This is a genomic window from Haloferax sp. Atlit-12N, assembly GCF_003383095.1.
Lineage (GTDB): Archaea > Halobacteriota > Halobacteria > Halobacteriales > Haloferacaceae > Haloferax.
Genome location: NZ_PSYW01000005.1, coordinates 32,044 through 46,716 on the forward strand (window position 1 = coordinate 32,044; position 14,673 = coordinate 46,716).

Below are 14,673 nucleotides of genomic sequence, written 5' to 3' on the forward strand. Positions count from 1 at the left end.
GCGGGCGATTCACACCCGACCGCTCACGTCAGGCCCGCGTTCCCGTCAGCGACTCCAACAGCAGGACTGCCGTGTCCTTCGCCAGCGGGTCGTTCGCGTTGCCACACTGTGGCGACTGCACGCAGGAAGGACAGCTGTCCTCGCAGTCGCAGTCCGAAATCAGGTCGGCGGTCTGCCGCATCAGCCCCTCCACGATGTCGTAGCCGGCGCGCGTGATGCCGACTCCGCCGGGGTGGCCGTCGTAGATGAAGATGGTCGATTGGTCGGTGTGAGCGTGGTACGGCGTCGAGAGCCCGCCGATGTCGCCGCGGTCACAGAGCAGTCGGAGCGGAAACAGCGAAATCATCCCGTGTTCCGCGGCGTGGATGCCGCCGTTGAAGCCGTAGTCGCGGCCCTCCGGGCGGTCGCTTGATAGCTCGCGCATCTCCGATTCCACGTCGCCGGGCACGGTGAAGTACAGCGCCTTCGTCCGCAGACTCGTCTCCGGCAGGTCGAGCAGTTGCTGGCCGATGGTCGTCCCGCGCTTCGGGTCGCGGCGCTCGAAGCCCGTTATCTGCTTTCGCATCGTCACCTCCGCGAACCGGACCTCCACGTCGGACCGCGCCGACAGCGGTTTCGACAGGATGTCCCGCTCGACCGTGATGTGCTTGTCGTGGAGGACGCGGGTGTAGTAGTCCGCCCACGTCGGCTGGAGTCGGGCCACGTCGCGGTCTAAATCCAACTCGGCGACCTCGTACGTCTGGCCCTGATGGTGGTAGACTGCGCCGGGGTGGGCATCCCGAAGCGCGTCGTCGAACGCCAGCGTGGCGATAGTCTCGTTGTTCCGCGTGTCCATCAGTTGCACCTCGCGGTCGGTGATGGTCCGGAGGCTCATCGCGTGCTGCGGGCTCTCTCCCCCGTCGTGGGTCCACCGGAGGCCGTCGTCCGTCTCCCGGCGCGCCAGTGTCCCGTCGGCTTCGAGGTCGGAGACGACACCGGGGAACGACCCGCCGAAGTGCGACTCGTCTCCGGTCGAGAGCCAGTTTTCCGCGGCCGCGCAGGCGACGTGCGAGGGGAGCAAGTGGTCGTTTTCGGGGTCGGAGACGGCCCGTTCGGGGTCCCCGTCGAAGAACTCCGCGGGGTGGTTCATCAGGTACTGGTCGAGTTGGTCCTCGCCGCCGACGAGGACGACGAGCGCGGGCCTGTCGCCGCGGCCTGCCCGCCCGGCCTGTTGCCACGCGGACATCCGCGTGCCGGGGTAGCCGTCGATGAGCACCACGTCGAGGCCGCCCACGTCGACGCCGAGTTCGAGCGCGTTGGTGCTCCAGACGCCCGCGATGTCGCCGTCGTGGAGGCCGGCTTCTATCTCCCGCCGCCGGTCGTGAGTCAGGGAGGCCTGATACGCCGCGATTTCCCCCGCGAGCGCCTGTTCGCCGCGGCTTCTGAGGTCGCTCGCGCTCTCGGAGGCGTACCGCTCGGCGGCCTGTCGAGCGCGGGTGAACGCCAGTGTCTGGTGACCGCGCGCGACGAGGTCGACAAAGAGGTTCTTCGTCTCGACGTGGCCCGAGCGCCGCCGCCCCGAGCCGCCGGCGTCGGGATTGTCGTACTCCGGCGGGTTCCAGAGGAGCCAGTTGGTCTCGCCCGCCCCGCTCGTGTCCTCGTCGACGAGCGCGAAGGTGTCCTCCCGCTCGCCCGTGATGCGAGCGGCGTGCTCGACGGGGTTGCCGATGGTGGCCGAACAGCAGACGAACTGCGGGTCGGAGCCGAACCGCTCGCAGACGCGCTTGAGCCGACGGAGGAGCAGCGCGACATGGCTCCCGAACACCCCGCGATAGCCGTGGACCTCGTCGATGACGACCGTCTCCAGCGAGGAGAAGAACCACTCCCACAGCCGGTGAGCGTGCGGGAGCAGCGCGTAGTGAACCATGTCGGGATTCGAAAGGAGGACCGTCGGCATCCGCTTTCTGACCTCGCGTTTCTCCGACTTCGACAGCCGGCCGGTGTACTGGTCGACCGAGACGCGACTGCCGAAGCCGAGGCCGTGCGCGAGGTCCGACAGCGTGTCGAGTTGGTCGGCGACGAGCGCGTTCTGCGGGCCGAGATAGAGCGTCCGGCCGCCGTGGTCCATCGCCCGCTCGAACGCCGGCACGGTGTACGCGAGGCTCTTTCCGCTCGCGGTCCGCGTCGCCAAGACGACGTTGTTCCCGTCGCGGACCGCCTCGACCGCCTCGGCCTGATGCCGGTAGAGCCGGTCGATGCCGCGGTCTTCGAGGGCCGACGCCAGTCGCGGTTCGAGGTCCATCTCGGCGAAGGCGGGCTCGCGCGCTTCGAACCGGCGGTGGGACCGAATCTGCCCCTCGTAGTACGGTCTGGTCCGGAGCCACTCGATGAGGTCGTCCACACGCCTACTGCGGACGTGGCCGCCCTAACGCTGTCGCAGGTCTGTCGTGGTAGCACGAGTCACAGTAGCCACGCCGTTTTTGTTCTTCGCGTCCCGACGGAAGCCTATGAACGAATCCGCGGATGCCGTCCTCATCTACGACGGCGAGTGCGCCTACTGCTCGGTCGCCGCGTCGGCGCTGAAGCGCCTCGACGACGTGGAAGCGATTTCGTGGTACGACGACGCGGCGCAGGCGTTCCTCGACGCCCAGTTCGCGGACGTGCCGTTCGCCATGGTCCTCGTCGACCGACGGGAGAGCCGCGTCTACGCCGGCCGCGCCGCCGCGAAGGAACTCACCGACCGGGCCGGGATGCCCGGCCTCCTCGGCAGTCTCGTCCGGGACAACTACGACAGAATCGCGAAAGTCGTCGGCACCGCCAGCGGCCGCGGCCGCGACCCCGACGACGTCCACAGCGTCTACGACCTCGACGCCGACGCAGCCGGTCTGTTTTCGGACCTCCTCGACAACGCCGAATCGAGACCCGCCGAACTTTCGTAGTCGGGGCGACGTTCGTCACTCGATGAGCGATCCGAGGAACCCGACCGACGAGAATCCGACAGTCCACTCGCTCGACCCCGCGGTCCTCGGCACCGACGACGACCCGCTGGCCCTCGGTTCTCGGTCGCCCGTCGGAACGTACGCGCTGGTCTTCGACGCGCCCGCGGCGACCATCGACGTCGGTGCGTTGGGTGAGCACCGCGTTTCCGCCGGTGCCTACGTCTACGTCGGGAGCGCGTTCGGAACGGGTGGACTGCGACGCGTCCTCCGCCACCGGCGCGTCGCGGCCGGCGACCACGACGCTCGCCATTGGCACGTCGACTACCTCGGCGGCCATCCGGCCGTCGAACTCGCGCGCGTCGCCTGCGTTACCGACCGCGACGTGGAGTGCGCGGTCGCGGCCGAACTGGCGTCGTCGCTCGGCGCGACCGCCGTCGATGGCTTCGGCTCGTCGGACTGTTCGTGCGACGCGCACCTCGCGCGCGGTGACTCGGTCGAGACGGCCACACCGCTCGTCGAAGCAGCATTTCGAAGCAAAATGTGAAGGGGGATGTCTCCCCCCTCTGACGCCCGAACCGGACCGGGCACCCCGGTTCGGACGAAAAGCCGGTTGTCAGAGGCACCCCGGCACACTCTCATACTGCTGCTACACGCTTTAGTTCACCCATCGCATCACTCAGTCACACTGTGACTTGATGTATATAAATACGCCGTTTATTTATATACTTGTGCCCGATTCTCCTGTTCTTTAAGTAGTACGACGCTCATGTAGTTCGACATGGTTCGGTCCGAGGTTGACGAGGTGTTCGACGTGCTCGCGTCGCGGGCCGACGTGCTCGAGGCCGTCGTTCGCCAGCCTCGGACCACCGCGGAACTCGTGAGCGGGCTCCCGGTGTCGCGCTCGACCGTCGACCGCGGCCTCCGCGAGTTAGAGCGCGCGGGCTTCGTCGAGACGAGCGACCGCGTCAACCGCCCGACGCTCGCCGGGCGAATAGCGCTCGACACGTACTCGAACTTCGTCGAGTGTCTGGAGGACATCGACGCGGCCGCCGCGGTGCTCGACTCGCTCGACTCGGACGCGCCGCTCGCGCCGGTCTTCCTCGACGGTTGTGAGGTCGTCGCCGCCGATGACGGCCTCGGCCCCGCGCTCTCGAAGCTCACGTCCTTCGTCGAGGGCTCGACGTCGATACGCGGCTTCGTCCGCGGGGCACTTCCCTCGCAGGTCGACGCCTACTACCGGGCAGTCGTCGAAGACGGCACTCCGGTCGACCTCGTCGCCACCGACGACGTGATCCAACGGCTCGTCACCGCCTACCGGCCGCAGCTCGCCGAGGCGTGGTCGGTCAACTCGTTTTCGCTCCGGTCGGTCGAATCGCTACCCTACAGTCTCGTCGTCTCCGACCGCCCGGACGGTCCCGTCGCGTTTCTGGTCGCGTACTCCGAAAGCGGTCTCGCGGGTATCGTCTACAACGAGTCACTGTCAGCGGTGTCGTGGGCCAGAGAGCGCATCGAGGACTGTCAGGCGGACGCCTCGCCGCTCCCCCGACCGCCGGTCGACGGGAGCTGACGACCCCGCGCCCGCGGCCGATGTCCGCGCGACCCCAACGACTTACGGGAGCGACCGCGAAGGAGTCCCAATGACGACGACGTTTCCCGGAATCCCCTATCTAGAGTGGATTGTCGACCGGGCGGCAGAGGCCACCCACGACCTCGCGACGAGTGACCTCGGCTCGTCCCGGCGCGGCGACGACCTCGTCCCGCCAGTTCTCGCGGAGCGCTCGGACCCCGAAGACGTGACGCTCGCCGGGCAGCTCGCAGCGCGCTACGGCGTCTCCGAGTCGTCGGTCCTCGTCACCGCGGGCGCAACGAACGCGAACTTCCTCGCCGCCTGCGCCCTGCTCGACCTCGCGACCGACGACGAAGACGGCGACGACCCTGACGCCCCGTGCCCGCAGGTACTCGTCGAAAAGCCCGGCTATCAGCCGCTCGTGGCCACGTCGGAGGCGCTCGGCGCGCGCGTCGACCGCTTCGTCCGCCCGCCGGAGTACGACTACGAACTCGAACCGCACCGCCTCGACGGGGCCTCGACCGACGCCTTCGCCTACGCCATCGTCACCAACCGACACAACCCGTCGGGCAAACTCACGCCGCGCGCCGAACTCGCCGAGGTCGCAGCGGCCGCGGCCGACGCCGGCGGCTACCTCCTCGTCGACGAGGTGTACGCGCCCTTCGTCGACCCCGCGGCCGACGGCCCCTTCGGCGGTATCACCGCCTCCGGGCTCGACAACACCGTCGTCACTGGGTCGCTGACGAAGTTCTACGGTCTCGGCGGCCTCCGTGTCGGCTGGATTATCGGCCCCGAAGAAGTCGTCGAGCGCGCCCGCTCGGCGTCGATGTACCTGCCCGCAGTCGCTGAGCCGAGCACCAAACTCGCCCGGCGCGCGCTCCACCACGGCGACGAGATAGAGGCCGCCGCCCGCGAGCACCTCTCGGCGAACCACGACCTCCTCGCCACGTTCGTCGCCGAACGCGACGAACTCGACGGCCGTATCCACGCCGGCGGAACGTTCGCCTTCCTCGACCACGCTTCGGCCGACGGCGACGCGGTCGCGGACGCCGCGTGGGACCGCGGCGTCCTCGTCGTCCCCGGTCGCTTCTTCGACTCGCCGGAGTCGTTCCGCATCTCCCTCGGCGGCGACCCCGAGGCGATGGAAGCCGGACTCGCCGCCTTCGGCGACGCGCTCGACGACCTCGCCGAATAACACGGCCCGCCGCTCCGACTCGCACCTTCCGGCGTCGCTTCCGCCCTACTGCTCGGTCTTCTCGATGAGCGGGTGCTGGAGGTAGTCGTTGACCTCCACGTCTGCGAGCGATTGGAGGCCACCGAGTCGGGCCATCCTGCGCAGGCCCAACTTGCCGACTTCCTCCGGCGAGACTGTGAGGACGTGCGCGAGCATCCGGTCGATGTCGAGCCGTTCCGCGGCCATCGCCCGGTGGTGGCCGTCGACGAGGAGCGTCTCGGGACCGTGAGAGACGACGATGAGCGGCTCCGCGAGGCCGTTCTGGAGTTCGTACTTCCGGCCTTCGAGCTCGTCGCCGTACACCTCCCGTTGGGTCGGAATCAGCGAGTCGACCGCGACTTCGCGCTCGGCGACGCTGATTGACGCGTCGTGGGTCCGTTCGAGCATCTCGCGGGTGCTCTGGACCTTCGAGGGCGTCGTCCGCTCGATTTGGCTCCGGACCGCGTCGCCGTTCGAAAAGAGGCCGAGCAGCACCCGGTCGTCGTCGACGACGGGGAGGAACTGGTGGCCGGTGCGGAAGATGACGCGCGCGGCGTTCTTCACCGTCATCTCCGGGCGGACGACCACGAGGTCGCGGCTCATCACCGACTCGACCCGCACGTCGCCGTTGACCTCCAAGAGGTCTATCGCGCCGACGAACCCGAGGAGGTGGTCCTCGTCGTCGACGACCGGGAGGCCGCCGTACTGCGGCCCCGCCTTGAGTCGGTCGACCACGTCGGTGACCCACGCGTCGGGGCCGACGGTCTCCACGTCGGTCGTCATGTACGCGTCGACACGCACGTCGTCGAGTTCCATCGGTGTCATTGGTGGTTCACTCGCATCTCGGTCGTCCCGCGGTTGGCCGCGGAGCGCCCTAAACGTATCTGCGACGAAAAACGAGGCGAGACGGCGGCCGGCGGCGCGCTCGAGTTGGGCCCGCGATACCGCGCCGTCGGAGCGCCGCCGCGCCGCCGTGGCGTCGCTTACGCGTCGATCGCGCGGGCGAACACTTCGACAGGGTGCGGCGGGTCGTCGGTCGCGCCGTCCATGTCTTCGAGTTGCGTCCGACAGGACGCGCCGGGGGCGACGACCACGTCGCCGGGGCTCTCGGCCACTTGGCCTTCGAGGATGTTCCCGATTGCCTTCGACATGGAGTAGTGTTCGGCCTCGTAGCCGAACGACCCGGACATCCCGCAACACGTCGAGTCCAGCGGGTCCACCTCGAAGCCGGCGCGGCGGAGGACGCCCACCGCGTGGTGGTCCTTCTTCGTGGACTTCTGGTGGCAGTGGCCGTGGTACGTCAGGGACTCGTCCTGCGGGAGGAACGACAGCGACTCGTCCAGCCGGAACGAATCGACGTACTCCATGACGCCGTAGGCGTTGGCCGCGACGGTTTCCACGTCGTCGCCGGAGAGCAGGTCGAGGTAGTCAGACTGGAACATCACCGCGTCCGAGGGCTCACAGAGGACGATGTCCCAGCCCTCCTCGACGTAGGGCGCGAGCACCTCGACGTTCTGCTCGGCGTCGTCGCGGGCCTTGTCGAGAAAGCCCTTCGAGTGCGGCGGCCGGCCGGAGCCGGCGACGCCCTCGGGAATTCGGACGTGGACGTTCGCGGCCTCCAGCGCCTTCACGGCGGCCTTCCCGACTTCGGGATGGTTGTAGTTCGTGTACGTGTCGGGGAACAACAGCACCTTACGGTCGGCCTGCGCCTCCGGGATGTCGGCCGACCCTCGACTTTCGAACCACTCCACGAAACTCGTCGAGTGGAATTTCGGGAGCGAGCGCTCCTTTGCGATGCCGACGGTCTTCTCCATGACCGTCCGCGCGCCCGGCACCTTGGTCGCCGCGTTGGCGAGGGGGGCGAACGCCGACCCGAGTTTGGACAGCGAATCGATGTTGGCAAACAGCTTGTCGCGGAGGCTGGAGCCGTTGCGCTGGTGGTACTCGTGGACGACTTCGGCTTTCATCTTCGCCATGTCGACCTCGCTCGGGCAGTCCTTCGAACAGCCCTTACAGCCGACACAGAGGTCCAGCACCTCGTCGACGAACTCGTCGGTGAACATCTCGTCTTCCGGGAGCCCGCCGCTCATGGCCTGTCGGAGCATGTTGGCGCGGCCGCGAGTCGCCTGAATCTCCTCTTCGGCGGCGCGGAACGTCGGGCACATCACGCCGCCGACCGTGGACTGCTGGCCGCGACAGCCGGCACAGCCGTGGCAGAGTTCGACCATGCCCTCGAACCCGTTGTCGTTGTCCCAGTTCAGCGCCGGTTCGAAGCCGGCGTCGAACTCGTAGTCGGGCGAGAATCGGAGGTTCTCGGTCATGTCGTAGTCGCCGCAGATGTTCCCCGGATTCAGGAGCCAGTCGGGGTCGAACGCGGTCTTGAGGTCGCGGAAGACGTTCCAGAGGTGGTCGCCGTACAGTTTGCGGTTCCACTGGGTCCGCGCGCGGCCGTCGCCGTGTTCGCCGGAGACGGAGCCGCCGTACTTGACGACCAAGTCCGTCACCTCGTCGGCGATGGCCTCGAACGTCTCGACGCCCTCGGCCGTTTTCGTGTTGACCAGCGGACGGATGTGTAGGACGCCCGGCCCCGCGTGGGCGTAGTACGAGGCGAAGGTGTCGTGTTCGTCGAGGATGTCCTGGAAGTCCGAGACGTACGCCGGGAGGTTCTCGGCCGGGATGGCGGTGTCCTCGATGTACGCGATGTGCTTTTCGTCGGTCGTCCGACCGAGGAGAATCGGGAGTCCCGACTTGCGCATCTTCCAGAACTTCGCGCGGGTGTCGGCGTCGTGGGCCTCCATGAAGTCGGTCGCGCGGCGCTCCGTTTCGGTCACCGAGGCCGAGCCCTCGTCGGGGTCGAACTCGGTCCCGTCGGGGTCGATGACGCGGTCTTCGATGAGGTTCGCCACCTTCTGTTTGCCGTCCTCGTCGGAGTCGGCGTAGAACTCCACGAGGAGCGTCGAGTCCGTGCCTTCGGGGAGCATCCCGACCACGTCGGCGAACTCGGCGGTGTCGCGCGCGAGGTCGAGCAGCACGTCGTCCATGACCTCGACGGCCGCGGGTTCGTGTTCGAGGATGGGCGCGACGTCGTGCATCGCGTCGATGACGTCGTCGTAGGTGAGAAGCGCCACCGACGCGGTGTTCGGAATCTCCTCCAGCGAGACGGTCGCCTTCGTCACGATGCCGAGGGTGCCCTCGCTCCCGGCGATGAGCCGACCGAGGTTGACGCGGCCGGCCTCCCAGTCCTCGTCGATGCCGGTATCGTCCGGCGTGCGGCGCTCGCCGCGCATCTCGTCGACGAGCATGTCGAGGTTGTAGCCCGAGACGTTGCGCTTCAGGTCGGGGAAGCGCTCGGAGACCTCGTCGGCCTCCTCGTCGAGTATCCGCGCGACTTCCGCGTAGATTCGGGCTTCGAGGTCGCCGTCGGGGTCGCCGGACTCGCGGAGTTCGTCGACGCTCACCTCGCCGAACGTCGTCACCGTGCCGTCCGCGAGAACGAGTTCCAACTCCTCGATGTAGTAGTCGGTCTTGCCGTACTTCAGCGAGTGCGAGCCGGTGGAGTTGTTGCCGATTGCGCCGCCCAGCGCGGAGCGGTCACCCCACGCCGGGTCGGGCGCGAACTTCAGGCCGTGGGGGGCGAGTTCCTCGTTGAGTTCACCGAGACGGACGCCCGCTTCGGCCGTGACCGTCCGCGCCTCGGGGTCGATTTCCTCGACGCCGCCCATGTGGCGGACGAGGTCGAGGACGACGGCCTCGTTGACGGTCTGGCCGGCGAGGCTCGTGCCGCCGCCGCGGGGGAGGACGGGAATCTCGCGGTCGGCGCAGTACTCCATCACCGCCGCCACGTCGGCGGTCGAAGTCGGCATGACGACGCCGATGGGGACTTGCTCGTACGCCGACGCGTCGGTCGCGTACAGCGTTCTCGTGTAGGTGTCGAATCGCACGTCGCCCTCGACGAGGGACTCGAGGTCTTCGACCAGCCCCGGCCGCTCGACGTCGTCGCTGACGTAGTCGTAATCGCCAGCGAGCGCGGGGTCGGTGGCCGGTTCGTGCGTGTTGGATGCCATTGATTAGCTCTGTCGTATGTCGGTTTGCGTGAACGGATAAAGACACCCGGTGACGGGCGTCGCTCCGGGTCGCGCGCGGTTGGTTTGTGAGTCGATTCGCGACCCGAACCGAGTCGGGTCGGTCCGAGTCAGTTTGGGTCAGTCTGAGTCAGTCTGAGCCACTCCGGGCCGGGACGACGCAACTCGGGACGAGTCAGGTCGCTCCGAGTCGGGAGCGCCGACCGGTTAGAACACGCCCGGGAACAGGACGTAGCTGAACAGGAGCGTGAGGACGCCGGTCGCGGTCCCGTAGTACAGAAGCGGGATAAGTTCGAGGCGGATGACGCGGCCCTCCTCGCCGACGAGGCCGACGACCGCGAGCGCGGCGACGACGTTGTGGACGGCGATGAGGTTGCCGATGGCCCCGCCGACCGCCTGCGCGCCCAGCATGACGGTCTTCGACGTGCCGATCTGGTCGGCGACGCCGTACTGGAAGGTGCCGAACAGGATGTCGGAGACGGTGTTCGACCCCGCGAGGAACGCGCCGAACGCGCCCACGAAGGCGGCGAAGAACGGGTAGGCACCGCCCGCGATGCCGGCCATCCCCTCCGAGAGGACGATGAGCATGCTGTCAGTGCCCGTCGCGTTACCCGACTGGAGCATTATCTGGACGGTTGCGACGGCGAACAGCAGCGCGATGACCGCCGGCATGACTTTCTCGGCGGTCTCCGCCCACGTGGCTTTGACCTGTTTCGCATCCATGTCGTGGAGGCCGATGGTGACGAGGTGGACCACGAGGAACACCGCGCCGGGCAGGTAGAGCAACTGGAAGTCGCCCGTCAGCCCCGTACCCCAGATGTCGGCGTACTCGAAGACGAGGTTCGACGTGAGGAAACGCGTCAGCGGGTCGAACACGCGGGTGACGACGAGCAGGGCCGCGACGAGGACGTACGGCGTCCACGCCTTCCAGAGCGACATCTGCTGGGCGACGCCCCCGTCAGCGGCGACCGCGCCGCCGCGTTTGCTCGTCTCGCCGGGCTGGATGTCGCCGACCCAGTGGTCGGGCCACTCGGTCTGCGGCGCGAAGTCCCACTCCTCGTCGGGGTGGAAGAAGCCGGCCTTGAGCGCGGAGACGGTGAGCAGCAGTCCGACCATCGCGCCGACCAGACCGGGGAACACCGGTCCGAGGAAGTAGGCCGTCAGGAAGTACGGCACGGAAAAGGACGCCCACGCGAACAGCGTGAGGGGAAGCACTTCGAGCGCCGGCTTGATGGAGCGCTCCTCGCCGAAGAAGCGCGTCATCATGGCGACGCCGATGAAGGGGAGCACGACGCCGACGGCGACGTGGTTCATCGCCGCGAAGACGGCGATTTCGGACACCCACTGTTCGACGCCCATGCCCTGCGCGTCGAGCGCGTTCGTGATGACCGGCACGTCGTCGAAGATGTCTATCATCCCGATGATGAGCGGCGTGCCGACCGCGCCGAAGGTGATGGCCATGAGGTTCCCCGTCAGCGCGACCACGACGGCCGCGAGCGGCGGGAAGCCGAGGCCGACGAGGAGCGGGCCAACGATTGCCGCGGGCGTGCCGAAGCCGGCGGCCGCCTCGATGAACGAGCCCATGAGGAACACGAGCAGGACGACCTGCACGCGGCGGTCCTCGCTGATGGAGGCGAAGCCGTTGTTGATGGCGTCGAACGCGCCCGTCTGCTTGAGCGTGTACAGGAGCAGGATAGCCCCGAAGACGATGTACAGGATATTCGAAGCGGTGATGAAGCCGTTGATGGTGGACGCGATAATCCACTGCGGCGTCATGCCCCAGCCGAGGACGCCGGCCCCGATTGCGACGAGCCACGCGACGGGCATCGCCCGCGTCGCGGGCCAGTACCGCCCGACCATCAGATAGGCGATGGTGATGAGCGGGAGCAGCGCGATGAGCGCGTCGGTCGCGCTAACCATGCTGCACACCCCCACAGTTCGTTCCAGCCTGTGCCGTTCCAGATTCGTGCCTGATGCGGTGCATCGTGGAATCCGCTACACAACTTTTGTGATATATATCTATCGTTCGTCGCTATTCCTGACAGATCTATTGGGGCCGGCTTACCCGGAGTACACAATCCAGTACACTCGTAGATGCCGTGCCAAATACGGAGTTAAACGCCGATTTCTTATTCTTCACGGTCTATCCTGTCTGTTTGCGCTCGGAGCCGAATTCGGGAACTCGACTCTCGAATCGACCTATTCACACGTGTTTCTCGGCCGCAACACACGACTGAATTGGAGGTACACTCGTGTGCAAAGGCTTATGCAGTCGTGTGAAAAGGACGTATCATGGAAGATGAGTCTCGCGCGCGCTCTCGAAATGAGCACGGACAGTACGTGGGACGCATCTCGCTGGACGCCGTCTTGGACGTGTTCGAGGAGCGCGACGACGCCGCTCGGCCCCTCACCGCCACCGACGTGATGGAGGCGCTCGACTGCTCGCGGCGCACCGCGCACAACAAGCTGAACGAACTCGAAGAACGCGGCGACCTCGCCACCCGGAAAGTCGGCGCTCGGAGCCGGGTGTTCTGGATTCCGATGCCCGCCCGCGGGGACTCGACTGCGGGGCGAGCCGCGGGTTCGGCAGACTCGCCAGCAGCCTCCGAAACCGAGGTCCCGAACGAGGCCGACGACCCGGATGACCTCGACCACCCGCCGGCCGTCTCGTCGGCCATCGAGCGCGCCGACCTGCCGGGAAGCGGCCCGATGCTCGACGCCCGCCGCGAGGCGCTGTCGGCGGCGTACCAGTACCTGACCGACCATCCGGAGGCGAAGAAGGCGGACTTCCTACGGGACGTGTACTACGACTACCCCGCCGGATTCGAGTCCGCTGAAGGCTGGTGGAACGCGATTCAGCCGGCGCTCAAGCAACTGCCCGGGGTCGACCCGCCGGAAGAGCGCGGTCATATCTGGCACTTCCTCGGCGGGTAGTCCGGTTTTCGAACGTGGCTCTCACCCTACGAATTTATACACTATCGGGCCACAATTCCGGCAAACGCATCGATGTCAAGCGATTCGTCGTCTGAGAGTTCCGTCTCGGAGTGTGGCCGCTCGTGAGCGACGGTCGCCCCGGTTCAGACCCGGATGCGTCCGCGCGCTCGGACGCGCTCGACGACTCGGACGACTCCAACGCGGAACCCTCGGAGTCCGCGCCCTCGACAGAACCCAGCGTCGCCGGCGGCGACGACGTCTACGCCTCCGAAGTCGAGGGAAAACAGTACCGCGGCACCTGGTATCTCCCGCTTCGCTACGAGGAGTTGGAGGAGTCGGACGACTCGGACGACTACCCCGATTCGGGCGACGGTGGGTCGTTCCGCCTCGCCGACCTCCCGCGGGTCCCTCGCGTCGGCCACGTCGTCGGTCCCTCGGCCATCATGCTCGGGGCGTCGCTCGGGAGCGGCGAGACGCTCTTTTGGCCCGTGTTGACCGCGCAGTACGGTTGGGGGGTCTTCTGGGCGTTCGTCGTCGGCGTCTTCACGCAGTTCCTCATCAACACGGAGCTTCAGCGCTGGACGCTCGCCACCGGCGAGAGCATCTTCCGCGCGTTCGCACGCGTGGGTTCGTACTGGCCGTGGGCGTTCCTCGTCGGTGGGCTCATCAGCCTCGGCTGGCCGGGGTGGGCCGCCGGCGCGGCGCAGGTCGCCACGACGGCGCTCGGACTGGACGGGTCTGTCGCGCTCTTCGGCGCGTCGCTCGCGACGTGGAAACTCGTTGCCGCCGCCCTCATGGGCGTCATCTGGCTCTCGTATCAGGTGTCGTCGGTCATGTACAACGCCGTCGAGGTGTTCCAAATCGGCCTCCTGTTCGTCGCCATCGGCGCGGCCCTACTGCTCGTCGCCGTGACCGGTTCGTGGGTCGAGTTCGCCGACCTCCCGGCGGCCGCGGGGTCGGTCGGAACGCTCCCCGAGGGGCTCGACATCGCGGTCTTCCTCGGCGGCCTCGCCTTCGCCGGCGCGGGGGGCTATCTGAACCTCTCGCAGAGCCTCTGGATGCGCGAGAAGGGCTACGGCATGGGCAACTATCAGGGGCGTGTGAAGAATCCGCTTCGCGGCGACGACCCCGAACCCATCGAGCGCGACGGGTTCGCGTTCCGCCCGACGCTGACGAACCTCCGCCGCTGGCGCGGCTGGTGGCGCGTCGTCCAACTCGAACACCTCCTGACGTTCGTGTTCGGTTTGCTCCTCGTCGCCCCCGCGCTGATGAGCGTGGCCATCCGCTACGCGTCCGGGTCCACCGCCAACGCCATCCAGATGTGGCTCGGCGACGTCGTCCCGCTGCTCGGCCCGGTTGGCTCCTTTCTCGTCTTCGCCGTTCTCTTCGTCGCGCTCTTTACCACCGAGTACGCCATCGTCGAGTCGTTCGTCCGCAACAGCGCCGACGCCCTCTACGAGTCCTACGGCCGGGAGGCCGGCTGGGACCTCCCGAAGCTGTTCTGGCGGCTCCTCACCGCCTTCTGCGTCTGGGGCGTCGTCATCATCTTGCTTTTTTCGTCGCCGTTCGAGGGCCAAGAGCCGTTTTTCTTCCTCGTCGTCGGGGCCGCGATGTCCGGCGTGATGATGTGGCCCTACACCGCGCTCGTGCTCGTGATGAACACGACTCGGCTCCCCGAACACGTCCAACCCGGCTGGGCTCGGGTCGTCGGCATGTGGTGGGCGACGGGCTTCTACGGCTACTTCAGCGTCCTCCTCGTCGGGACGTGGCTGACCGAACTCGGTCTCACGACGTTCCGGACAGTCCCGACGGTCCTCGGGAGCGGCACTGGGGGCTACCTCCTCTGGGCGGGCTACTTCGTCGTGCAAACGTACGCGGTGACCAAGTCCGCCGCCGGCAAGCGCGACGCGGCCGGAACTGTCGCCGACGCCGACGAGGCGACCGGTCGGTTCTCCTGAC

The 14,673-nt window shown here is 67.5% G+C and carries 10 protein-coding genes; 6 read left to right on the top strand and 4 right to left on the bottom strand.

Annotated elements, in window-relative coordinates; all coding sequences use genetic code 11:
• Positions 1–28: 28 nt before the first annotated feature.
• Positions 29–2,380: a DEAD/DEAH box helicase gene (locus C5B90_RS17905; RefSeq protein ID WP_115883321.1), complete on the bottom strand. Its 2,352-nt coding sequence runs from the start codon at positions 2,378–2,380 to the stop codon at positions 29–31.
• 106 nt (positions 2,381–2,486) lie between these two features.
• Between C5B90_RS17905 and C5B90_RS17910 the strand changes: the two genes are divergently transcribed.
• From C5B90_RS17910 to C5B90_RS17925, 4 genes are all read left to right on the top strand, one after another.
• Positions 2,487–2,918: a DCC1-like thiol-disulfide oxidoreductase family protein gene (locus C5B90_RS17910; protein WP_115883322.1), complete on the top strand. Its 432-nt coding sequence runs from the start codon at positions 2,487–2,489 to the stop codon at positions 2,916–2,918.
• A gap of 22 nt (positions 2,919–2,940) precedes the next feature.
• On the top strand, positions 2,941–3,462 hold the full coding sequence (locus C5B90_RS17915; RefSeq protein ID WP_115883323.1) for a DUF123 domain-containing protein: 522 nt from the start codon (positions 2,941–2,943) through the stop codon (positions 3,460–3,462).
• 234 nt (positions 3,463–3,696) lie between these two features.
• Positions 3,697–4,485, top strand: coding sequence for a winged helix-turn-helix domain-containing protein (locus C5B90_RS17920; RefSeq protein WP_115883324.1), 789 nt, complete (start codon positions 3,697–3,699; stop codon positions 4,483–4,485).
• A 70-nt stretch (positions 4,486–4,555) separates the two neighbouring features.
• Positions 4,556–5,680 carry a pyridoxal phosphate-dependent aminotransferase gene (locus C5B90_RS17925; protein ID WP_115883325.1) on the top strand — a complete coding sequence of 375 codons (1,125 nt, stop codon included), beginning with the start codon at positions 4,556–4,558 and terminating at the stop codon, positions 5,678–5,680.
• 45 nt (positions 5,681–5,725) lie between these two features.
• On the opposite strand, the gene C5B90_RS17930 is transcribed toward C5B90_RS17925, so the two are convergent.
• From C5B90_RS17930 to C5B90_RS17940, 3 genes are all read right to left on the bottom strand, one after another.
• Positions 5,726–6,514 (bottom strand): CBS domain-containing protein, encoded by a 789-nt coding sequence (locus C5B90_RS17930; protein ID WP_115883326.1) that lies wholly within the window; start codon positions 6,512–6,514, stop codon positions 5,726–5,728.
• A gap of 167 nt (positions 6,515–6,681) precedes the next feature.
• Complete coding sequence (locus tag C5B90_RS17935) at positions 6,682–9,762, bottom strand: FAD-binding and (Fe-S)-binding domain-containing protein (RefSeq protein ID WP_115883327.1); 3,081 nt, start codon at positions 9,760–9,762, stop codon at positions 6,682–6,684.
• 225 nt (positions 9,763–9,987) lie between these two features.
• Positions 9,988–11,700, bottom strand: a complete 1,713-nt coding sequence (locus C5B90_RS17940; protein WP_115883328.1) for an L-lactate permease — start codon at positions 11,698–11,700, stop codon at positions 9,988–9,990.
• A 372-nt stretch (positions 11,701–12,072) separates the two neighbouring features.
• Here C5B90_RS17940 and C5B90_RS17945 point away from each other — a divergent pair, with 372 nt between their 5' ends.
• Together C5B90_RS17945 and C5B90_RS17950 are read left to right on the top strand one after the other, a co-directional pair.
• The gene (locus C5B90_RS17945; protein ID WP_115883329.1) at positions 12,073–12,714 is read left to right on the top strand and encodes an HTH domain-containing protein; all 642 of its coding nucleotides are present in this window, start codon (positions 12,073–12,075) and stop codon (positions 12,712–12,714) included.
• A gap of 122 nt (positions 12,715–12,836) precedes the next feature.
• A complete protein-coding gene (locus C5B90_RS17950) occupies positions 12,837–14,672 on the top strand; it encodes an Nramp family divalent metal transporter (protein ID WP_115883495.1) in 1,836 nt (611 codons plus the stop codon).
• Position 14,673: the final 1 nt, after the last annotated feature.

Bases quoted from the DNA above. Each gene is read 5' to 3' on its own strand.
- C5B90_RS17910 (WP_115883322.1), top strand. From the start codon at position 2,487: ATGAACGAATCCGCGGATGCCGTCCTCATCTACGACGGCGAGTGCGCC.
- C5B90_RS17915 (WP_115883323.1), top strand. From the start codon at position 2,941: ATGAGCGATCCGAGGAACCCGACCGACGAGAATCCGACAGTCCACTCG.
- C5B90_RS17920 (WP_115883324.1), top strand. From the start codon at position 3,697: ATGGTTCGGTCCGAGGTTGACGAGGTGTTCGACGTGCTCGCGTCGCGG.
- C5B90_RS17925 (WP_115883325.1), top strand. From the start codon at position 4,556: ATGACGACGACGTTTCCCGGAATCCCCTATCTAGAGTGGATTGTCGAC.
- C5B90_RS17930 (WP_115883326.1), bottom strand. From the start codon at position 6,514: ATGGAACTCGACGACGTGCGTGTCGACGCGTACATGACGACCGACGTG.
- C5B90_RS17935 (WP_115883327.1), bottom strand. From the start codon at position 9,762: ATGGCATCCAACACGCACGAACCGGCCACCGACCCCGCGCTCGCTGGC.
- C5B90_RS17940 (WP_115883328.1), bottom strand. From the start codon at position 11,700: ATGGTTAGCGCGACCGACGCGCTCATCGCGCTGCTCCCGCTCATCACC.
- C5B90_RS17945 (WP_115883329.1), top strand. From the start codon at position 12,073: ATGGAAGATGAGTCTCGCGCGCGCTCTCGAAATGAGCACGGACAGTAC.